Annotated in this window: 19 protein-coding genes and 1 pseudogene; 10 read left to right on the top strand and 10 right to left on the bottom strand. The window is 61.2% G+C overall.

The features are described 5' to 3' along the window. Positions 1 to 83: 83 nt before the first annotated feature. From alr to dadA, 3 genes are all read right to left on the bottom strand, one after another. The gene (gene alr / locus A7317_RS28540; RefSeq protein WP_024078082.1) at positions 84 to 1,157 is read right to left on the bottom strand and encodes an alanine racemase; all 1,074 of its coding nucleotides are present in this window, start codon (positions 1,155 to 1,157) and stop codon (positions 84 to 86) included. A gap of 80 nt (positions 1,158 to 1,237) precedes the next feature. After that, positions 1,238 to 1,591 (bottom strand): RidA family protein, encoded by a 354-nt coding sequence (locus tag A7317_RS28535; protein WP_024078083.1) that lies wholly within the window; start codon positions 1,589 to 1,591, stop codon positions 1,238 to 1,240. Further along, positions 1,563 to 2,864, bottom strand: coding sequence for a D-amino acid dehydrogenase (gene dadA, locus A7317_RS28530; protein WP_024078084.1), 1,302 nt, complete (start codon positions 2,862 to 2,864; stop codon positions 1,563 to 1,565). Before dadA ends, A7317_RS28535 begins: the two co-directional genes overlap by 29 nt. Before the next feature lie 155 nt (positions 2,865 to 3,019). On the opposite strand from dadA, the gene A7317_RS28525 reads away from it, so the two are divergent. Continuing rightward, positions 3,020 to 3,508, top strand: a complete 489-nt coding sequence (locus A7317_RS28525) for an Lrp/AsnC ligand binding domain-containing protein (protein ID WP_003176896.1) — start codon at positions 3,020 to 3,022, stop codon at positions 3,506 to 3,508. A gap of 60 nt (positions 3,509 to 3,568) precedes the next feature. Here A7317_RS28525 and A7317_RS28520 read toward each other — a convergent pair whose 3' ends face one another. Further along, complete coding sequence (locus A7317_RS28520; protein ID WP_017135860.1) at positions 3,569 to 3,922, bottom strand: YkgJ family cysteine cluster protein; 354 nt, start codon at positions 3,920 to 3,922, stop codon at positions 3,569 to 3,571. 115 nt (positions 3,923 to 4,037) lie between these two features. On the opposite strand from A7317_RS28520, the gene A7317_RS28515 reads away from it, so the two are divergent. Beyond that, the gene (locus A7317_RS28515; RefSeq protein ID WP_069077272.1) at positions 4,038 to 5,330 is read left to right on the top strand and encodes an NAD(P)/FAD-dependent oxidoreductase; all 1,293 of its coding nucleotides are present in this window, start codon (positions 4,038 to 4,040) and stop codon (positions 5,328 to 5,330) included. Here A7317_RS28515 and A7317_RS28510 read toward each other — a convergent pair whose 3' ends face one another. After that, positions 5,331 to 5,555, bottom strand: a complete 225-nt coding sequence (locus tag A7317_RS28510) for a DUF1127 domain-containing protein (protein ID WP_024078086.1) — start codon at positions 5,553 to 5,555, stop codon at positions 5,331 to 5,333. Positions 5,556 to 5,720: 165 nt separating this feature from the next. Between A7317_RS28510 and A7317_RS28505 the strand changes: the two genes are divergently transcribed. Together A7317_RS28505 and A7317_RS28500 are read left to right on the top strand one after the other, a co-directional pair. Further along, entirely contained in the window at positions 5,721 to 7,145 is a 1,425-nt protein-coding gene (locus A7317_RS28505) for a PLP-dependent aminotransferase family protein (RefSeq protein ID WP_069077271.1), read from the top strand. Positions 7,146 to 7,207: 62 nt separating this feature from the next. Further along, positions 7,208 to 8,776, top strand: coding sequence for a phospholipase D family protein (locus A7317_RS28500; protein WP_069077270.1), 1,569 nt, complete (start codon positions 7,208 to 7,210; stop codon positions 8,774 to 8,776). A gap of 62 nt (positions 8,777 to 8,838) precedes the next feature. Here A7317_RS28500 and A7317_RS28495 read toward each other — a convergent pair whose 3' ends face one another. Next, the gene (locus A7317_RS28495) at positions 8,839 to 9,981 is read right to left on the bottom strand and encodes an MFS transporter (protein WP_069077269.1); all 1,143 of its coding nucleotides are present in this window, start codon (positions 9,979 to 9,981) and stop codon (positions 8,839 to 8,841) included. Between the two features lie 159 nt (positions 9,982 to 10,140). Next, positions 10,141 to 11,634 carry an aldehyde dehydrogenase gene (locus tag A7317_RS28490; protein WP_024078090.1) on the bottom strand — a complete coding sequence of 498 codons (1,494 nt, stop codon included), beginning with the start codon at positions 11,632 to 11,634 and terminating at the stop codon, positions 10,141 to 10,143. Between the two features lie 230 nt (positions 11,635 to 11,864). On the opposite strand from A7317_RS28490, the gene A7317_RS28485 reads away from it, so the two are divergent. Next, complete coding sequence (locus tag A7317_RS28485; RefSeq protein ID WP_024078091.1) at positions 11,865 to 12,227, top strand: cupin domain-containing protein; 363 nt, start codon at positions 11,865 to 11,867, stop codon at positions 12,225 to 12,227. Positions 12,228 to 12,298: 71 nt separating this feature from the next. Here A7317_RS28485 and rpmG read toward each other — a convergent pair whose 3' ends face one another. Then, on the bottom strand, positions 12,299 to 12,454 hold the full coding sequence (gene rpmG / locus A7317_RS28480; RefSeq protein WP_003176906.1) for a 50S ribosomal protein L33: 156 nt from the start codon (positions 12,452 to 12,454) through the stop codon (positions 12,299 to 12,301). Positions 12,455 to 12,465: 11 nt separating this feature from the next. Beyond that, positions 12,466 to 12,699: a 50S ribosomal protein L28 gene (gene rpmB, locus A7317_RS28475; RefSeq protein ID WP_003176907.1), complete on the bottom strand. Its 234-nt coding sequence runs from the start codon at positions 12,697 to 12,699 to the stop codon at positions 12,466 to 12,468. A 458-nt stretch (positions 12,700 to 13,157) separates the two neighbouring features. Here rpmB and A7317_RS28470 point away from each other — a divergent pair, with 458 nt between their 5' ends. Beyond that, positions 13,158 to 14,750, top strand: coding sequence for an ABC transporter substrate-binding protein (locus A7317_RS28470; protein WP_069077268.1), 1,593 nt, complete (start codon positions 13,158 to 13,160; stop codon positions 14,748 to 14,750). Between the two features lie 29 nt (positions 14,751 to 14,779). On the opposite strand, the gene radC is transcribed toward A7317_RS28470, so the two are convergent. Next, complete coding sequence (gene radC, locus A7317_RS28465) at positions 14,780 to 15,454, bottom strand: RadC family protein (RefSeq protein WP_024078093.1); 675 nt, start codon at positions 15,452 to 15,454, stop codon at positions 14,780 to 14,782. A gap of 143 nt (positions 15,455 to 15,597) precedes the next feature. Between radC and coaBC the strand changes: the two genes are divergently transcribed. The 4 genes and pseudogenes from coaBC to argB all read left to right on the top strand — a co-directional run bounded on the left by coaBC (position 15,598) and on the right by argB (position 19,856). Further along, a complete protein-coding gene (gene coaBC / locus A7317_RS28460; protein WP_024078094.1) occupies positions 15,598 to 16,806 on the top strand; it encodes a bifunctional phosphopantothenoylcysteine decarboxylase/phosphopantothenate--cysteine ligase CoaBC in 1,209 nt (402 codons plus the stop codon). Between the two features lie 5 nt (positions 16,807 to 16,811). Then, positions 16,812 to 17,267 (top strand): dUTP diphosphatase, encoded by a 456-nt coding sequence (gene dut, locus A7317_RS28455; RefSeq protein ID WP_041161320.1) that lies wholly within the window; start codon positions 16,812 to 16,814, stop codon positions 17,265 to 17,267. 240 nt (positions 17,268 to 17,507) lie between these two features. Next, positions 17,508 to 18,929, top strand: a pseudogene (locus tag A7317_RS28450) (phosphomannomutase/phosphoglucomutase); the annotation flags it as partial. Positions 18,930 to 18,950: 21 nt separating this feature from the next. Further along, positions 18,951 to 19,856 (top strand): acetylglutamate kinase, encoded by a 906-nt coding sequence (argB, locus tag A7317_RS28445; RefSeq protein WP_024078097.1) that lies wholly within the window; start codon positions 18,951 to 18,953, stop codon positions 19,854 to 19,856. Positions 19,857 to 19,972: the final 116 nt, after the last annotated feature.

Here is a 19,972-nt window from a genome sequence, read left to right as displayed (position 1 = left end):
AATTGAGCGTTATCATGGCGACAGCGTTCAGTATTTACAACACTTGGGCCTAAATCCTGGCCGGCTCCGTTCGTCGAGGTCGATCAAGCCCCGGAATAGAGCCTTGGCACACGGCGAAGGTTGCAGAAGATCTGGTAGGGAATGGTCTCGGCGGCGACTGCAACATCACTGGCAAGAATATTCTTGCCCCACAGTTCCACGGTGGAACCGAGGCCGGCCTGGGGTACATCGGTGAGGTCGACGCATAGCATGTCCATGGACACACGCCCCAGCAACTGGCTGCGTTGCCCCGCCACCAGCACCGGCGTGCCCGTTGGCGCATGGCGTGGGTAGCCGTCCGCGTACCCCATGGCGACCACGCCGATGCGCATCGGTTTTGGCGTGATGAACTTGGCGCCGTAGCCCACCGGCTCGCCGGCCGGCAGTTCACGCACGCAGATGACTTTCGACTCCAGGGTCATCACCGGCTGCAAACGCGCGGCGATGGCCTGGTCTTCGCCAAACGGCGTCGCACCGTACAGCATGATGCCTGGCCGAACCCAGTCGCTGGATACATTTGGCCAGCCCATCACCGAAGGCGAATTACGCAGGCTGACCTCGGCTGACAAGCCCTGGCGCGCCGCCTCAAACACGGCCACCTGTTCATTGCTGCGCACACAATCGAGTTCATCGGCGCGAGCGAAATGGCTCATCAATACAATCTTGGCGACTTTGCCACTGGCCAGCAGCCGCTGGTACGCCGCTGGGTAATCCTTGGGGTGCAGGCCCACGCGATGCATACCCGAGTCCAGCTTGAGCCAGACGGTCAGCGGCTTGCTCAGGGTGGCCTGTTCGATAGCTTCCAGTTGCCACAGCGAATGCACCACGCACCAGAAATCATGCTCGATGATCAGCGGCAGCTCATCGGCTTCGAAAAAACCTTCCAGCAATAACACCGGCGCGCGAATGCCGGCAGCTCGCAGTTCCAGTGCTTCTTCGATGCAGGCCACGGCAAACCCGTCGGCCTCGGCTTCCAACGCCTGGGCCACCCGCACGGCACCATGGCCGTAGGCATCGGCCTTGATCACGGCGAGGGCCTTGGCCCCCGTGACTTCACGGGCCAATTGATAGTTGTGGCGCAGGGCTTGGAGGTCGATCAGGGCACGGGCTGGACGCATGGCGGCAGGCTTCTAGGCGGCAGAGTGGAGAAAAAACCGGCGCCGACTAACCGCGTCGGCACCGGGAGAGGGATCGTTGTTTATGGCAAAGCGGCCACGACGGACAGCTCTACCAGGATTTCCGGTTCGCACAGTTTCGCTTCAACCGTGGCACGGGCCGGGGCAGCACCTTTGGGCAACCACTTGTCCCATACCGCGTTCATGCCGGCGAAGTCGGCATCGATGTCTTTCAGGTAGATCGTCACCGACAGCAACTTGGTCTTGTCGGTACCCGCCAGGTCCAGCAGGCGCTCGATATTGGCCAGGGTTTCACGGGTCTGCTGTTCAATCCCGGCGCTCATGTCGTCGCCGACTTGGCCTGCCAGATACACGGTACCGCTGTGGACAACGATCTGGCTCATGCGCTCATTGGTGAGCTGGCGCTGGATTGACATGTTTTGCGGACTCCTGGTGGTTGCCGTAACGGGAAATATCGAGGCCTTCGGCGCTGATCTGCGGGGTTTTCTTCGCCATCAGGTCAGCCAGCAAGCGGCCAGAGCCACAGGCCATGGTCCAACCGAGGGTGCCGTGGCCGGTATTGAGGAACAGATTCTTGAACGGGGTGGCGCCGACAATCGGTGTGCCGTCGGGTGTGGTCGGGCGCAGGCCGGTCCAGAAAGTGGCTTCAGTCAAATCGCCGCCCTGAGGATAAAGGTCGTTGACGATCATCTCCAGGGTTTCACGCCGACGCGGGTTAAGCGACAGGTCAAAACCGGCAATTTCAGCCATGCCACCCACGCGGATGCGGTTGTCGAAACGGGTGATCGCGACCTTGTAGGTTTCGTCGAGAATGGTCGAGGTGGGGGCCATCGCCGGGTTGGTGATCGGCACGGTCAACGAGTAGCCCTTGAGCGGGTACACCGGGGCCTTGATCCCCAACGGCTTGAGCAACTTCGGCGAGTAACTGCCAAGAGCCAGCACGTAGCGGTCGGCGGTTTCCAGCTTGCCGTCGATCCACACACCGTTGATGCGGTCGCCAGCGTAGTCGAGGCGCTGGATGTCCTGTTCGAAGCGGAACTCCACGCCCAGTTGCCTGCACATGTCGGCCAGGCGGGTGGTGAACATCTGGCAGTCGCCGGTCTGGTCGTTGGGCAGGCGCAGGGCACCGGCGAGGATATCGGTGACACTGGCCAAGGCTGGCTCAACACGGGCGATACCGGCGCGGTCGAGCAGCTCGAACGGCACCCCGGATTCTTTCAATACGGCGATGTCCTTGGCGGCGCCATCGAGCTGGGCCTGGGTGCGGAACAGCTGGGTGGTGCCGAGGCTGCGGCCTTCGTAGGCGATGCCGGTCTCGGCGCGCAGTTCGTCGAGGCAATCGCGGCTGTACTCGGACAGGCGCACCATGCGCTCCTTGTTCACCGCGTAGCGGCTGGCGGTGCAGTTACGCAGCATCTGCGCCATCCACAAGTATTGATCAATATCGGCCGTGGCCTTGATCGCCAGCGGGGCGTGGCGTTGCAGCAGCCACTTGATAGCCTTGAGGGGCACACCCGGCGCGGCCCATGGCGAGGCGTAGCCTGGGGACACCTGGCCGGCGTTGGCGAAACTGGTTTCCATGGCAGCGGCAGGCTGACGGTCGACCACGACGACTTCAAAGCCAGCCCGCGCCAAATAGTAGGCACTGGTCACACCAATGACGCCGCTACCCAAGACCAGAACGCGCATTTTTATATCCTCATCGCGGCTTGACCGCCGACGTGTGTTGTTCGAGCAATGATGTGCGCAGTATAAAAAGCAATCGCCAGTGCATTTCACTATATAACTGCCTATATTTGGCGACAATTCTCGGCAAAAACCCTTTTCACAGAGGCGTATCCCCTATGCGTACCAACACTCAGACCAAGCGGGAGCTGGACAAGATCGATCGCAACATCCTGCGCATCCTGCAAACCGACGGGCGAATTTCGTTCACCGAGCTGGGGGAAAAGGTCGGGCTCTCCACCACGCCGTGCACCGAGCGGGTACGGCGGCTGGAGCGCGAAGGGATCATCATGGGCTACAACGCACGGCTCAACCCCCAGCATTTGAAGGGAAGTTTGCTGGTATTTGTCGAGATCAGCCTCGATTACAAATCCGGCGACACCTTTGAAGAGTTCCGCCGCGCCGTGCTGAAACTGCCCCATGTGCTGGAATGCCACCTGGTGTCGGGGGACTTTGACTACCTGGTGAAAGCGCGGATTTCCGAGATGGCGTCGTACCGCAAATTGCTCGGCGATATCCTGCTCAAGCTGCCCCATGTGCGGGAGTCGAAGAGCTATATCGTGATGGAAGAGGTGAAAGAGAGCCTGAACCTGCCAATTCCGGACTGACTGACACAACGGGGTCAAAGGTGGGAGCAAGCACCTCCCACATTTTGACCGCGTACATCGTTAGACCAGCACCTGCCGGGTACTCGCCATGTATTCATGGATCTGCTTCTCCACCCGTGGGTGAATCAGCTCCACCGGCCGCCGCCCATTGGGGCAAGGCAAGGTCTTGGTGGTGCCGAAAAGCCTGCAGATCAACGGCCGCTCGTCATACACCGTGCAGCCATTGGGCCCCAGGTGCACACAGTTCAGCTCGTCCATGGCGGCTTCCTGCTCGGCCGCGGTTTTGCGCGGCAGGCGGGACATTTCCTCGGGCGATGTAGTCACCGGCCCACAGCAATCGTGGCAACCGGGAACGCACTCGAACGAAGGAATCTGTCGGCGCAGCGCACTGATTTTCTGGCTGTTGCAACTCATCGAAACACGTACCGAACGGCGAATAGACGTAGATTCTGAAGCAAAACGCCCTGCGCAGACAGCTTCGTCCGACCGCTGTATCCTGCGTCAAATTTTCCAAACAGGGATGTTCCCCATGACTGCCAGCGCCCGGCACACCGCTTCCTACTACGCCGCCAGCAGCGTGCCGCAACCGGATTACCCGATGTTGACCGGCGAGGTGAGCGCTGATGTGTGCGTGATCGGCGGCGGTTTCTCCGGGCTCAATACGGCCCTGGAGTTGGCTGAGCGCGGCTTCAGCGTGGTGCTGCTGGAGGCGCGCAAGATCGCCTGGGGCGCCAGCGGGCGTAATGGCGGCCAGTTGATTCGCGGTGTCGGCCACGGGCTGGAGCAGTTCGCCAACGTGATTGGTAACGAGGGCGTGCGCCAGATGAAACTCATGGGCCTGGAGGCCGTGGAGATCGTGCGTGAACGCGTCGAACGCTACCAGATCCCTTGCGACCTGACCTGGGGCTATTGCGACCTGGCCAACAAACCCCGCGACCTGCATGGCCTGGCCGAAGACGCCGAAGAACTGCGCAGCCTGGGTTATCGCCACGAAGTGCGCCTGTTGCAAGCCAGTGAGATGGGCAGCGTGATCGGCTCCGACCGCTACGTGGGCGGCATGATCGACATGGGCTCCGGCCATCTGCACCCGCTGAACCTGGCACTGGGTGAAGCGGCAGCCGCCGGGCAATTGGGCGTGCGCCTGTTCGAGCAGTCCGAAGTGACGCGCATCGACTATGGCCCCGAGGTCAACGTGCACACTGCTCAGGGCAACGTACGCAGCAAGACCCTGGTGCTGGCCTGCAACGCCTACCTGAACGGCCTCAACCCGCAACTGAGCGGCAAGGTGCTGCCCGCCGGCAGCTACATCATCGCCACCGAACCCTTGAGCCCGGTACAAGCCGCCAACTTGTTGCCGCAGAACATGGCGGTGTGTGACCAACGGGTGACCGTGGATTATTTCCGCCTGTCCGCCGATCGTCGACTGCTGTTCGGCGGGGCCTGCCATTATTCCGGACGCGATCCCAAGGACATCGGCGCCTACATGCGGCCAAAGATGTTGCAGGTGTTCCCACAGCTGGCTGACGTGAAGATCGACTACCAATGGGGCGGCATGATCGGCATCGGCGCCAACCGCCTGCCGCAGATAGGCCGGTTGGCGGATCAACCCAATGTGTATTACGCCCAGGCCTACGCTGGCCATGGCCTCAACGCCACACACCTGGCCGGCAAACTGCTGGCCGAAGCCATCAGCGGCCAACAGCAGGGCCGCTTCGATCTGTTCGCCCAGGTGCCGCACATCACCTTCCCCGGCGGCAAGCACCTGCGTTCGCCGCTGTTGGCGCTGGGGATGCTCTGGCACCGCCTTAAAGAATGGGTCTGATCAATCACGCCAGAAAGGCTTCAGGCCTTCCTGGCGTGCTTGCTCTGGGGTCAACCCAACGTCACGCAACTGCTCGCGGGTCAAGTGCAGCAAGGCCTTGCGCGTATGGCGGCGGTGCCAGAACAGACTCCAGCGGCTGATCTCGCGCGGCGAGGTCGCCCGCTCTTGTCCAGCCTGCAATTCCTGACTGTGTAACATCAGCCGCACATCACTCATGCCGTTCATTTTGCTGCCCCTCATTTGCTTGTTGCCATGAGTGACTAGAATGGGCGAGCAGGCAAAACCATTACAGATCCAACCCTTCTTTATTAAATCCATACAGAAACTGCCCATGCGCGGCTGAATCCTGTATTTTTCACCTATCTGTACTGGTCTCCCGGAGCGACCGCCATGACGCTTTACGTTAACCTCGCCGAATTACTGGGCACGCGCATTGAACAGGGTTTCTATCGCCCCGGCGATCGACTGCCGTCCGTACGCGCCCTAAGCGTCGAGCACGGGGTCAGCCTGAGCACCGTGCAGCAGGCCTATCGGTTACTGGAAGACAATGGCCTGGCAATGCCCAAGCCCAAGTCCGGCTACTTTGTACCGGTGGGTCGGGAGTTGCCGGCGCTGCCCGAGATCGGCCGCCCGGCCCAGCGCCCGGTGGAAATCTCCCAGTGGGATCAGGTGCTGGAATTGATTCGCGCAGTCCCGCGCAAAGACGTCATACAGATGGGTCGCGGCATGCCGGATGTATTGTCACCCACCCTCAAGCCCCTGCTGCGCAGCCTGGGTCGCGTCAGTCGGCGCCAGGATCTGCCGGGGTTGTATTACGACAACATCCTCGGCTGTATGGAATTACGCGAGCAAATCGCCCGACTGTCATTGGATTCCGGCTGCCAACTGAGTGCCGAAGACATCGTGATCACCACCGGCTGCCATGAAGCGTTGTCCGCCAGCATCCGTGCGATCTGCGAGCCCGGGGATATCGTGGCGGTGGACTCACCCAGCTTCCACGGTGCCATGCAGACCCTCAAGGGCCTGGGCATGAAGGCGCTGGAAATCCCCACGGACCCGCTCACCGGCATCAGCCTGGAAGCCCTGGAACTGGCGCTGGAACAGTGGCCGATCAAGGTCATCCAACTGACCCCCAACTGCAACAACCCCCTGGGCTACATCATGCCGGAGGCCCGCAAGCGAGCGTTGCTGACCCTGGCCCAGCGCTTTGACGTGGCAGTCATCGAAGACGATGTGTACGGCGAACTGGCCTACAGCTACCCGCGTCCGCGCACCATCAAATCCTTCGACGAGGACGGCCGCGTGCTGCTGTGCAGTTCGTTCTCAAAAACCCTGGCGCCAGGCCTGCGCATCGGCTGGGTCGCGCCGGGTCGCTATCTGGAGCGGGTGCTGCACATGAAATACATCAGCACCGGCTCCACCGCCACCCAGCCGCAGATCGCTATCGCCGAATTCCTCAAGGGCGGCCATTTCGAACCGCATTTGCGGCGGATGCGTACGCAATACCAGCGTAATCGCGACTTGATGCTCGACTGGGTCAGCCGATACTTCCCGGCGGGCACCCGCGCCAGCCGGCCGCAAGGCAGTTTCATGCTGTGGATAGAACTGCCGGAGGGCTTCGACACCCTCAAGCTCAACCGCGTGCTGATGGAACAAGGCGTACAGGTGGCGGTGGGCAGCATCTTTTCGGCTTCCGGCAAGTACAGAAATTGCCTACGCATGAACTACGCTGCCAAGCCAACGCCACAGATTGAAGAAGCCGTGCGCAAGGTCGGCACCGCCGCGAGCAAGCTGCTGGCCGAGGCGGCCGACTGACCTTTCTTGGGAAATTGCCGTCATATGCCGACAACCGCCCTGATCTGGAAGCGACTCCCTTGATGATTCGACGGCTTTTACCGTTTTTCCTGCTGGGAGCCCTGGCCCTGGGCGGTTGCGCCACGGTCAATGCGCCACGCATCCCCAGCGACGCCCTGCCAGCGAAGGATTCGTCGTTCGGCCGCTCGATCCAGGCCCAGGCCGCGCCCTACCAAGGCCGCTCTGGCTTTCGCCTGCTGCCCAACAGCAGTGAAGCGTTCATGGCCCGCGCCGAGCTGATCCGTAATGCCCAGACCAGCCTCGACCTGCAGTACTACATCGTCCACGACGGCATCAGCACGCGCATGCTGGTGGATGAACTGCTCAAGGCAGCTGATCGTGGTGTGCGGGTTCGCATCCTGCTGGACGACACCACCAGCGATGGCCTCGACCAGATCATCGCCACCCTCGCCGCTCATCCCCAGATCGAGATTCGCCTGTTCAACCCTCTGCATCTGGGGCGCAGCACCGGCGTAACACGGACCATGGGGCGGCTGTTCAACCTGTCGCTGCAACACCGGCGCATGCACAACAAACTGTGGGTGGCGGACAACAGCGTGGCCATCGTCGGTGGGCGTAACCTCGGGGACGAGTATTTCGACGCCGAACCCAACCTCAACTTCACCGATATCGACATGCTCAGTGTGGGCCCGGTGGCCGAGCAGCTGGGCCACAGCTTCGACCAGTACTGGAACAGCGCCCTGAGCAAACCCATTAATGAGTTCATCTCCAACCTGCCATCCAAAGGTGACCTGGCGACTGCACGGCTTCTCCTGGAGGAATCCCTGGCCCAATCCCGCCAGCAGAACCACGCCCTGTACAACCGCCTGCGCGCCTACAAGACCAAACCGCGCATGGACATCTGGCGCCGCGAGTTGATCTGGGCCTGGAACCAGGCGCTGTGGGACGCGCCGAGCAAGGTGCTGGCCAAGAATGATCCGGATCCTCGACTCCTGCTGACTACCCAACTGTCGCCGGAACTGGAAGGCGTCAACCACGAGCTGATCATGATCTCGGCGTACTTCGTGCCTGGGCAACCTGGGCTGGTGTACCTCACCGGTCGCGCCGACGCCGGCGTGTCGGTCAGCCTGCTGACCAACTCCCTTGAAGCCACCGACGTACCCGCTGTGCATGGCGGCTACGAGCCGTATCGCAAGGCGCTGCTGGAACATGGGGTGAAACTCTACGAATTGCGCCGCCAACCGGGTGCCCCTGGCGCAGGCAGCGGCCCACACCTGTTTCGCCGCGGCACGTTCAAGGGCTCGGACTCCAGCCTGCACAGCAAAGCGATGATCTTTGATCGGACGAAGTCGTTTATCGGCTCATTCAACTTCGACCCGCGCTCAGTGTTGTGGAACACCGAAGTGGGCGTATTGGTCGACAGCCCCGAATTGGCGGAACACGTACGCAACCTGGCACTGCAAGGCATGGCACCCGCCTTGAGTTATGAGGCGAAATTGCAGAATGGCCAAGTGGTGTGGGTGACCGAGGATAACGGTCAGTTACACACCTTGACCCGCGAGCCGGGCAGTTGGTGGCGCCGGTTCAATGCGTGGTTCGCCAACTCGGTCGGCCTGGAACGCATGCTCTAAGAACAGCGAAGATCCAATGTGGGAGGAGGCAAGCCCCCCTCCCACAGTTGATTGCTTCCAGATCAAGCGGGCTGCGCAGCACCAAATGCGCCCTGGCGCAACAACAGCACCACCAGCCCCAGCGCCCCGGCCGCCATCAGCCAAGGCAGGGCATGCCCGCTGATCCACTGGCTGCCTGCACCCGCCACCAACGGCCCGATCAAGCAGCCGATCCCCCACAGCTGCGCGATATGGGCATTGGCGCGCACCAGCGCATCGTCACGGTAGCGCTCGCCAATCAGAATCAGCGACAAGGTGAACAACCCTCCGGCACTGGCGCCGAACAGCACCCACACCGGCCAGATCAACACCGTCTGCATCAACAACGGAATCGCCAGGCTCGACGCCAGCAACAGCAGCGCACAACTCAAGAACAGCGTGCGCCGCGGCAAGTAATCGGCCAAGGCACCGATGGGCAATTGCAGCAGCGCATCACCCACCACCACGGTGCTGACCATCGCCAAGGCTATCTCGGCGGTGAAGCCCTGCTGCAGGCAATACACCGGCAACAGTGTCAGAATCATCGCTTCGAACGCGGCGAATAACGCCACCGCCCAGGCAATCGCCGGCAGTGTCAGGCAGAAGCGCCACAGGTCGCCAAGGGTCACACTGAACGAATCGGCCGTCGGCGCGCCGGAACGCCCCAGCAGCAACAGCGGCGCGACCATCAGCAGGCCCGCACCCACCCAGAGACCGTAGTCATGATCAGTGCCGATCACACCCAGCAGCAGTGGCCCTGACAGCTGGCTCAAGGCATAGCTGCAGCCGTACAGCGCCACCAGCCGGCCGCGCCACTGCTCCACTACCAATTGGTTGATCCAGCTTTCACCCAGGATAAACACGATGGTCAGGATCACCCCGATCATCAGCCGCAGCACCAGCCACACCGGGTAACTGGGCAGGATCGCCAGCAAACCGATGGACACGGCACCGGCCCATAGGCACAGACGCATCAGGTTGGCAGTGCCCAGCCAAGAGGCCAGGCGGCTGGAGACCTTGGCACCCAGCAGCACACCAAAGGCAGGCATCGCGGCCATCACGCCGATGGCGAAACTGCCGTAGCCCCAGCCCTCAAGGCGCAGGGATACCAGTGGCATGCTCACGCCCAGCGCCAGGCCGACACTGAGTACCGAGGCCAGGACGGCGAAATAAGTCGCCCAACGCATTTCCACGCTCCTGTGGATACTTTTCAGGGTTGCAAACGAACTGTAGGAGCGAGCTTGCTCGCGAAGAACTCAAGGACACCGCGTGTTACCAGACAGCACGCGTTATCGTTGACGTTTTTCGCGAGCAAGCTCGCTCCTACAGGGGTTCAGCGGCGCTGCTTACAGCTTGATCCAGGTCGCCTTCAGCTCGGTGTACTTGTCGAACGCATGCAAGGACTTGTCGCGACCGTTACCCGACTGCTTGAACCCCCCGAATGGCGCGGTCATGTCACCGCCATCGTACTGGTTGACCCACACGCTGCCGGCACGCAGGGCCTTGGCGGTCAGGTGCGCCTTGGAGATATCGGCCGTCCATACCGCCGCCGCCAGCCCATATTGGGTATCGTTGGCGATGGCGATGGCTTCTTCAGCGCTGTCGAAGGTAATGACCGACAGGACCGGGCCAAAGATTTCTTCCTGGGCGATCCTCATGGCGTTGGTCACACCATCGAAAATCGTAGGTTCGACGTAGGTGCCACCGGTTTCTTCGAGGGTACGCTTACCGCCTGCCACCAGCTTTGCACCGTCGGCATGGCCGGCTTCGATGTAGGACAGCACGGTGTTCATCTGTTGAGTGTCCACCAACGCGCCGACGTTAGTGGCCGGGTCCAGCGGGTTGCCTGGCTTCCAGCCCTTCAGCGCGGCGATCACCAGCGGCAGGAATTTATCCTTGATGGAGCGCTCCACCAGCAGGCGTGAACCGGCAGTGCAGACTTCGCCTTGGTTAAAGGCAATGGCACCCGCGGCGGATTCGGCCGCGGCTTGCAGATCCGGGGCATCGGCGAACACGATGTTCGGGCTCTTGCCGCCCGCCTCCAGCCATACGCGTTTCATGTTCGATTCGCCGGAGCGGATCAACAGCTGTTTGGCGATCTTGGTCGAGCCGGTGAACACCAGGGTGTCGACATCCATGTGCAGCGCCAGCGCGTTACCCACGGTATGGCCATAGCCCGGCAGCACGTTGAACACGCCTTTTGGAATGCCGGCCTCAACGGCCAGGGCCGCAATGCGGATGGCAGTCAGCGGGGATTTTTCGGAGGGCTTGAGGATGACCGAGTTACCGGTGGACAGCGCCGGCCCCAGTTTCCAGCAGGCCATCATCAGCGGGAAGTTCCACGGCACGATGGCGCCGACGACACCAACCGGTTCACGGGTTACCAGACCCAACTGATCGTGAGGGGTGGCGGCGACTTCGTCATAGATCTTGTCGATCGCCTCACCGCTCCAGCTCAGGGCATTGGCTGCGCCAGGCACGTCAATGTTCAGGGAGTCGCTGATCGGCTTGCCCATGTCCAGGGTTTCAAGCAGCGCCAGCTCTTCGGCATTGGCCTTGAGCAACGCGGCGAAACGGATCATGACGGCCTTGCGCTTGGCCGGTGCCAGGCGCGACCAGGCGCCGGAATTGAAGGTGGCACGGGCATTTTCCACGGCGCGCTGGGCGTCGGCGGCATCGCAACTGGCAACGGTGGCGAGCAGGCGGCCATCGACCGGGCTGATGCATTCGAAGGTGTCACCGGAAGCGGCGGCAGTGTATTCGCCATTGATATAGGCGCGGCCTTCGATCTTCAGGTCCTTGGCGCGTTGTTCCCAGTCGGCACGGGTCAGGGTGGTCATGCGAGTGTCCTCCTCTTATTGAATACAAGGGCCAGGTGATGTCCCCCGGCAGCCTCAAAGAATTCTTGCCCGGCCAGCCTGCTGTTCGGCTCAAGGCAGCTGCCACCCTAAACCAGCGGCTGGGGATGTTTCAATATATTTGACATAACGGCGGTAAACGCCCTTGCGATGTTCATTTTAATAAACATAGACTTTGGGCTCTCCAACCGCAGGCCAGACGGGACACGCACATGAGCATCCAGGACATCGTCGACTTCAGCCAGGCCAACACGGCGCCCGACCGCTACCGCCCTGCCGCCGAGAAAATCCTCAAGGGCGACCCCGAACAAACGATCTACAACCACTACAACAGCCCATGCGGCCAGATGAGCGCCGGGGTTTGGGAAGGAGAAGTCGGGCAGTGGAAGGTCAACTATACCGAGCATGAATACTGCGAAATTGTGCAGGGGGTTTCGGTACTGCGCGACGGCGACGGTAACGCCAAGACCTTGCGCGCCGGCGACCGCTTCGTGATCCCCGCCGGCTTCAGTGGTACCTGGGAAGTGCTGGAACCGTGCCGCAAGATCTACGTGGTGTTCGAGCAGAAGGCCTGATCAACAAACGCCAGGCAAAAAAAAGCCCGCATCGTGAGATACGGGCTTTTTTTCACAAGGAAGAAAACCAATTACTTGATTTTGCCTTCTTTGTAGATCACGTGCTTGCGAACGCGCGGGTCGAACATTTTCTTTTCGAGCTTGTCCGGGGTAGTACGCTTGTTCTTGTCGGTAGTGTAGAAGTGACCAGTACCGGCGCTAGAGATCATTCGAATCAATTCACGCATGATAGAGCTCCTTAGATCTTGCCAGCGGCGCGGATTTCGGCCAGCACGACAGTGATGCCACGCTTGTCGATGATACGCATGCCTTTGGCAGATACACGCAGGCGAACAAAACGTTTCTCTTCTTCAACCCAGAAGCGGTGATGCTGCAGGTTCGGCAGGAAACGACGACGGGTTTTGTTATTTGCGTGGGAAATGTTATTCCCAGTCACCGGACCCTTACCGGTAACTTGACAGACTCTCGACATGCCTCAGCCCTCTAAAACCACATGCCCAACCCGGCATGGGTTGGCCGCTTAATCTCTCAGTCATTTGGCGCCAGGCGCCGCGTTTCTTTAGGGTCTTACCGGCTACACCTACAAGCGAAGGAACCGGGCCCCTAGAAAAGAGCGCTGCTTTATACCAGAAAGACCCAAGTGCAACAACAGCCCGTGTGTTTTTACCGGCGTAAATCTCGGCGACATACGCCCGAACCGTTGCCAGGAGGGGCCGCTGTAACAGCCGACCGCTCGTCGCACAGAATGACTTACAGCGCTCGCGCGCGCAGTGAGGCGCACAGCGAAACGCGCTGAGGCGCCATCAAAACAGCATTTGAGCCAAAAGCACAGGCAAAAATGGGCTAGTCATTTATGAATCAGACCACTACGGTAGGACTTTTCCAGACTGCACTCGCAGATGGGCCTTCGATCTGCAAAGGAAACCTAATATGCGCCTCGCTGCCCTACCGCTATTGCTAGCCCCTCTATTTGTCGTGCCGCAGGCCCTGGCGGCCACCAGTTTGAGCGTCTGCACCGAGGCCAGCCCCGAAGGGTTCGACGTGGTGCAATACAATTCGCTGACGACCACCAACGCCTCGGCCGACGTGCTGATGAACCGTCTGGTGGACTATGACGCCGCCAGTGGCAAGCTGGTGCCGAGCCTTGCCGATAGCTGGGAGGTTTCGCCGGATGGCCTGGCCTATACGTTCAAGCTGCACCCGGACGTTAAATTCCATCGCACCGAGTACTTCACCCCGAGTCGCACGCTGACTGCCGAAGACGTGCGCTTCAGCTTCGAGCGCATGCTTGACCCGGCCAACCCGTGGCACAAGATCGCCCAGAGCGGCTTCCCCCATGCCCAGTCGCTGCAATTGCCGACCCTGGTCAAGAAGATCGACGCCCTCGACCCACTGACCGTGCGCTTCACCCTGGACCACGCCGACTCCACCTTCCTGGCGGCCTTGAGCATGGGTTTTGCCTCGATCTACCCGGCCGAATACGCCGACAAATTACTCAAGGCGGGCACCCCGGAAAAACTCAACAGCCAACCGATCGGCACCGGGCCGTTCATCTTCACGCGCTTCCAGAAAGATGCCGTGGTTCGCTACAAGGCCAACCCCGACTACTTTGCCGGCAAACCGGCTGTGGATAACTTGATCTTCGCCATTACGCCAGACGCAAACGTGCGGCTGCAGAAATTGCACCGCAATGAATGCCAGATCGCCTTGTCCCCCAAACCGCTGGATGTCGGCGAAGCCGAGAAGGACCCCGCGCTCAAGGTGGAAAAAACCGCCGCATTCATGACCGCATTCGTTGCAATCAATAGCCAGCATCCGCCCCTGGACAAGCCGGAAGTGCGCCAGGCAATCAACCTGGCATTCGACAAGGCCAGCTACCTCAAGGCCGTGTTCGAAGGTACCGCCGAAGCCGCCGATGGCCCCTTCCCGCCCAACACCTGGAGCTACGCCAAAGAGCTGCCCGGTTATCCACAGGACCTCGCCAAGGCCAAGGCCTTGCTCGAACGTGCCGGGCTCAAGGACGGTTTCAAGACCACAATCTGGACACGCCCCACCGGCAGCCTGCTTAACCCGAACCCGAACCTCGGTGCGCAACTGCTGCAAGCGGACCTGGCCAAGGTCGGCATCCAGGCCGAAATCCGCGTGATCGAATGGGGCGAACTGATTCGCCGTGCCAAAGCCGGTGAGCACGACCTGCTGTTCATGGGCTGGGCCGGCGACAACGGCGACCCGGATAACTTCCTCACCCCGCAGTTCTCCTGCGCCGCCGTAAAATCCGGCACCAACTTCGCCCGCTACTGCGACCCTGCCCTGGACAAGCTGATCAGCGCCGGCAAGACCACCAGCGAACAAGGGGTGCGCAGCAAGCTGTACCAACAGGCCCAGGCGCAGATCCAGCAGCAGGCCTTGTGGTTGCCCCTGGCGCACCCGACGGCGTTTGCCTTGGCGCGCAAAACCGTCGAGGGCTACCAGGTGAGCCCGTTCGGGCGGCAGGACTTCTCGAAAGTCAGCGTCAAGCCCTGACCCAATAGCCCCCATCCAATGGGCGGGGGCTACATCCATCCGTATTCCGCCATCGACAACGGATCCCCATCCCCCACGATGATGTGATCCAGCACTCGCACATCCACCACTTCCAGGGCCTTTTGCAGCACCTTGGTCAATTTTCGATCAGCGGCGCTGGGCTCCACATTCCCCGAAGGATGGTTGTGACACAGGATCAGCGCCGCCGCGTTGTACGCCAGGGCGCGCTTGATCACCTGCCGGGGGTAAACCATGGCGGCGTCGATGGTGCCCTGGAACAACGCCTCGAAACCCAGTACACGATGTTTTGAATCGAGAAACAGGCAACCGAACGTCTCGTGGGGCTCATGGCGCAGCAACGCCTTGAGGTAATCACGCACGGCCACCGGGCTTTCCAATACAGAGTCACTCCGCAACCGCTCGGCCAAGTGGCGCCGGGACATTTCCAGCACCGCCTGCAACTGGGCAAACTTCGCCGGCCCCAGCCCCAGTTGCTGGCTGAACAGCGCCTGGCTGGCCTCCAGCAGCGGGCGCAGGCCACCGAATTGCACCAACAGGTGGCGTGCGAGGTCCACCGCACTTCGCCCGGAAACCCCGGTGCGCAGGAAGATGGCCAACAACTCGGCATCGGACAGACTCGCCGCGCCCCATTCCAGAAGTTTCTCCCGCGGACGTTCCGCTACGGGCCAATCGCGAATACTCATCCCTCTTTCCTGTATACGTGCGCCGCTGTTGCCTGGCAGGCGCTGTGTTATCGTAGGCCCTCTTTTTTGCGTGCGATTTCACCTGGGGAGGGGGCATCGCAGGCGTCACTGAACTGGCTTCACTGAACTGGAAAGGCAAACCAATGCAGCGTCTGTATCGGAAACGCATCGTTCTCGGCGTCGGCGGCGGCATTGCCGCCTACAAGAGCGCAGAGCTGGTTCGCAGGCTCCTTGACCAGGGCGCCGAAGTGCGCGTGGTCATGACCCGCGGTGGCAGTGAGTTCATCACCCCACTGACCATGCAGGCCTTGTCCGGCCACCCGGTTCACCTGGACCTGCTGGACCCGGCAGCCGAAGCCGCCATGGGCCATATCGAGCTGGCCAAATGGGCCGACCTGGTACTGATCGCCCCGGCCACCGCCGACCTGATCGCCCGCCTGGCCCAGGGCATCGCCGATGACCTGCTCACCACCCTGGTACTGGCTACCGACGCCACCGTCGCCATCGCCCCGGCCATGAACCAGGCCATGTGGCGCGACCCGGCCACCCAGGCCAATACCCAACTCCTGCAAAGCCGTGGCCTCAAGGTGTTCGGCCCGGCCTCCGGCAGCCAGGCCTGCGGCGACGTGGGCATGGGCCGCATGCTCGAAGCCACCGACCTGGCGCTGTGCGCCGCCGAGTGCTTCCAGCACCTGGCCCTGACCGGCAAGCACGTGCTGATCACCGCCGGCCCGACCCAGGAAAACATCGACCCGGTGCGCTACATCACCAACCATAGCTCAGGAAAAATGGGCTTTGCCCTGGCCGAAGCCGCGGTTGAGGCAGGCGCGCGCGTCACCTTGATCACCGGTCCGGTGCATTTGCCAACGCCCGACAGAGTCACCCGAATCGACGTAGTCAGCGCCCGGGACATGCTGGCAGCCTGTGAAGCGGCGATTCCCTGCGACCTGTTTATCGCCTCGGCAGCAGTTGCGGACTACCGACCGGAAGTAGTCGCCCCGCAAAAGCTCAAGAAGGACCCTACAAGCGGCGACGGCCTGCTCCTGCAAATGGTACGCAACCCGGACATCCTGGCCACCATCGCCACCCGTGCGGATCGCCCATTCAGTGTCGGTTTCGCCGCCGAGACCGAGCACCTGCTGGACTACGCCGCACGCAAATTGAAAGATAAAAACCTCGACCTGATCGTCGCCAATGATGTCGCCAACCCAAGCATCGGCTTCAACAGCGAGGAAAACGCCTGCAGCGTGATCGACCGCGAGCTGCACGCCACCCTTTTCGCCCAGACCAGCAAAGGCAAGATTGCCCGCCAACTGATCTCTTTTATCGCCCAACGGCTGAACCAGGTTTAATGTCCATGCACGCTTTGCAAGCCAAGATTCTCGACCCTCGCATCGGCAGCGAATTCCCACTGCCGGCCTACGCCACCCCGGGCTCCGCCGGCCTGGACCTGCGCGCCATGCTCAAGGAAGACACTGTCCTCGAGCCAGGCCAGACCCTGTTGATTCCTACCGGCCTGTCGATCTATGTCGGTGACCCTGGCCTGGCCGCACTGATCCTGCCGCGCTCCGGCCTGGGTCACAAACATGGCATCGTGTTGGGCAACCTGGTCGGCCTGATCGACTCGGACTACCAGGGTGAGTTGATGGTGTCGTGCTGGAATCGTGGCCAGACCGCGTTCAATATCGCGGTCGGCGAGCGCATTGCGCAGCTGGTGCTGGTGCCGGTGGTGCAGGCGCACTTCGAGCTGGTACAGGAATTCGACGAAACCCAACGTGGCGCAGGTGGTTTTGGGCACTCCGGCAGTCACTGACCCGGCTGAACCTGGCCGGGTACGTTCGTCCGGCCAGACGCCACCGCATGGCCTTTCAGGATGAAGAATGCGCGAATCTAATCAGCGAGATTTCCCCAGGGGAATCAATGCATTACGAAAGATAAACCATCGAGCTCCCGCTCAGGTGGCACTTTTGCACCACGAACTCTCTGCCGAAAACACCGTCATACCCTTCAGTTTGAGCCTGCCGGTCAGCCACATTATGGCCAGCCTTGCCCCCTTCAGATGGAGTTTCCCCCCGCGATGAGTAACGCAGCCCGAGTAGCCCCGACCTTTCCCGACAGCATCTTTCGCGCCTATGACATCCGTGGCGTAGTACCCAAGACCCTGACCGCCGAAACGGCCTACTGGATTGGCCGCGCCATCGGCGCCCAAAGCCTGGCCCAGGACGAACCCAACGTATCGGTAGGCCGTGACGGCCGCCTGTCCGGCCCGGAGCTGGTGGAACAACTGATCCAGGGCCTGGCAGACAGTGGCTGCCACGTCAGCGACGTCGGCCTGGTGCCTACCCCGGCGCTGTACTACGCGGCCAACGTACTGGCCGGCAAATCCGGCGTGATGCTCACCGGCAGCCACAACCCGTCGGACTACAACGGTTTCAAGATCGTCATCGCTGGTGACACCCTGGCCAACGAACAGATCCAGGCCCTGCACACACGCCTGAAGACCAACGACCTGACCAGCGGCCCCGGCAGCATCACCAAGGTCGACATTCTTCAGCGCTACTCCGACGAAATCACCCGCGACGTCAAACTCGCGCGCCGCCTCAAAGTGGTGGTGGACTGCGGCAACGGCGCGGCCGGCGTGATCGCCCCGCAACTGCTCGAAGCCCTGAACTGCGAAGTGATCCCGCTATTCTGCGAGGTCGACGGCCACTTCCCCAACCACCACCCGGACCCAGGCAAGCCTGAAAACCTGGTGGACCTGATTGCCAAGGTCAAGGAAACCGGCGCCGATGTGGGCCTGGCCTTCGATGGCGACGGCGATCGCGTGGGCGTAGTAACCGAAACCGGTGAGATCGTATTCCCGGACCGCCTGCTGATGCTGTTTGCCCGTGACGTCGTGGCGCGCAACCCCGGTGCCGAGATCATTTTCGACGTCAAATGCACCCGCCGCCTGACCCCGCTGATCAAGGAATACGGCGGTCGTCCGCTAATGTGGAAGACCGGTCACTCGTTGATCAAAAAGAAAATGAAGGAAACCGGCGCCCTGTTGGCCGGCGAAATGAGCGGCCACGTATTCTTCAAGGAACGCTGGTTCGGCTTTGACGACGGTATTTACAGCGCTGCCCGTCTGCTGGAGATCCTCAGCAAGGAAAAATCCACCGCGCAAGGGCTGTTTGAGACCTTCCCGAATGATATTTCTACGCCAGAGATCAATATCCATGTGACCGAAGAGAGCAAATTCAGCATCATTGACGCATTGCACGATGCGCAATGGGGTGAAGGCGCCAACCTGACCTCCATTGATGGTGTGCGAGTCGATTACGCCAAAGGCTGGGGCCTGGTTCGCGCGTCCAACACCACACCGGTGCTGGTGCTGCGTTTCGAGGCGGATACCGAGGCTGAGTTGCAGCGCATCAAGGACGTGTTCCACGCCCAGTTGAAACGTGTTGCCCCTGATCTCCAATTACCGTTCTGATTTTTTGTACCGGAGCCCTGAATGACCCTCGAACGCGAAGCCGCTGCCAACACCGCCAAGGTCCTGTCCGAAGCGCTGCCCTACATTCGACGCTACGTCGGCAAGACGCTGGTGATCAAGTACGGCGGCAATGCCATGGAAAGCGACGAGCTGAAAACCGGCTTTGCCCGCGACATCGTGTTGATGAAAGCCGTAGGGATCAACCCGGTGGTAGTCCACGGTGGCGGCCCGCAGATCGGCGACCTGCTCAAGCGCTTGTCGATCGAGAGTCACTTCATCGATGGCATGCGCGTGACTGACGCACAGACCATGGACGTGGTGGAAATGGTCCTCGGCGGCCAAGTGAACAAGGACATTGTCAACCTGATCAACCGCCACGGCGGCAGCGCCATCGGCCTGACCGGCAAAGACGCGGAGCTGATCCGCGCGAAAAAACTGACCGTTACCCGTCAGACGCCGGAGATGACCCAGCCGGAAATCATCGACATTGGCCAGGTAGGCGAAGTGATCGGCATCAACACCGATCTGCTGAACCTGCTGGTCAAGGGCGACTTCATCCCGGTGATCGCGCCAATTGGCGTGGGCACCAATGGCGAGTCCTACAACATCAACGCCGATCTGGTGGCGGGCAAGGTGGCTGAAGCACTGAAGGCTGAAAAGCTGATGCTGCTGACCAATATTGCTGGCCTGATGGACAAGGAAGGCAAGGTGCTGACCGGCCTGACCACCCAACAGGTGGACGCGCTGATCGCCGACGGCACGATCTACGGCGGCATGCTGCCGAAGATCCGTTGCGCGCTGGAAGCGGTGCAGGGCGGCGTGGGCAGTTCGCTGATCCTGGACGGCCGGGTGCCGAATGCGATCCTGCTGGAAATCTTCACCGACACCGGTGTAGGTACGCTGATCAGCAACCGCAAGCGTCCTTAAACACTAAAAAGCCCCACCCTCTGTAGGAGCGAGCTTGCTCGCGAAAAACGTAAAGGCGCCGCGTTCATCCAGAATAAACGCGTCATCGTTGGCGTTCTTCGCGAGCAAGCTCGCTC

The sequence above is a fragment of the Pseudomonas fluorescens genome, from assembly GCF_001708445.1.
Lineage (GTDB): Bacteria > Pseudomonadota > Gammaproteobacteria > Pseudomonadales > Pseudomonadaceae > Aquipseudomonas > Aquipseudomonas gorinensis.
Note: the sequence above shows the minus strand (reverse complement) of the source record. Positions and strands in the feature narration are given on the sequence as shown.

Bases quoted from the DNA above. Each gene is read 5' to 3' on its own strand.
- rpmB (WP_003176907.1), bottom strand. From the start codon at position 12,699: ATGTCGAGAGTCTGTCAAGTTACCGGTAAGGGTCCGGTGACTGGGAAT.
- A7317_RS28485 (WP_024078091.1), top strand. From the start codon at position 11,865: ATGAGCATCCAGGACATCGTCGACTTCAGCCAGGCCAACACGGCGCCC.
- A7317_RS28525 (WP_003176896.1), top strand. From the start codon at position 3,020: ATGCGTACCAACACTCAGACCAAGCGGGAGCTGGACAAGATCGATCGC.
- A7317_RS28510 (WP_024078086.1), bottom strand. From the start codon at position 5,555: ATGAACGGCATGAGTGATGTGCGGCTGATGTTACACAGTCAGGAATTG.
- A7317_RS28520 (WP_017135860.1), bottom strand. From the start codon at position 3,922: ATGAGTTGCAACAGCCAGAAAATCAGTGCGCTGCGCCGACAGATTCCT.
- A7317_RS28500 (WP_069077270.1), top strand. From the start codon at position 7,208: ATGATTCGACGGCTTTTACCGTTTTTCCTGCTGGGAGCCCTGGCCCTG.
- A7317_RS28495 (WP_069077269.1), bottom strand. From the start codon at position 9,981: ATGCGTTGGGCGACTTATTTCGCCGTCCTGGCCTCGGTACTCAGTGTC.
- A7317_RS28515 (WP_069077272.1), top strand. From the start codon at position 4,038: ATGACTGCCAGCGCCCGGCACACCGCTTCCTACTACGCCGCCAGCAGC.
- dut (WP_041161320.1), top strand. From the start codon at position 16,812: ATGCACGCTTTGCAAGCCAAGATTCTCGACCCTCGCATCGGCAGCGAA.
- A7317_RS28535 (WP_024078083.1), bottom strand. From the start codon at position 1,591: ATGTCAATCCAGCGCCAGCTCACCAATGAGCGCATGAGCCAGATCGTT.
- alr (WP_024078082.1), bottom strand. From the start codon at position 1,157: ATGCGTCCAGCCCGTGCCCTGATCGACCTCCAAGCCCTGCGCCACAAC.
- A7317_RS28470 (WP_069077268.1), top strand. From the start codon at position 13,158: ATGCGCCTCGCTGCCCTACCGCTATTGCTAGCCCCTCTATTTGTCGTG.
- coaBC (WP_024078094.1), top strand. From the start codon at position 15,598: ATGCAGCGTCTGTATCGGAAACGCATCGTTCTCGGCGTCGGCGGCGGC.
- argB (WP_024078097.1), top strand. From the start codon at position 18,951: ATGACCCTCGAACGCGAAGCCGCTGCCAACACCGCCAAGGTCCTGTCC.
- rpmG (WP_003176906.1), bottom strand. From the start codon at position 12,454: ATGCGTGAATTGATTCGAATGATCTCTAGCGCCGGTACTGGTCACTTC.
- dadA (WP_024078084.1), bottom strand. From the start codon at position 2,864: ATGCGCGTTCTGGTCTTGGGTAGCGGCGTCATTGGTGTGACCAGTGCC.
- radC (WP_024078093.1), bottom strand. From the start codon at position 15,454: ATGAGTATTCGCGATTGGCCCGTAGCGGAACGTCCGCGGGAGAAACTT.
- A7317_RS28490 (WP_024078090.1), bottom strand. From the start codon at position 11,634: ATGACCACCCTGACCCGTGCCGACTGGGAACAACGCGCCAAGGACCTG.
- A7317_RS28505 (WP_069077271.1), top strand. From the start codon at position 5,721: ATGACGCTTTACGTTAACCTCGCCGAATTACTGGGCACGCGCATTGAA.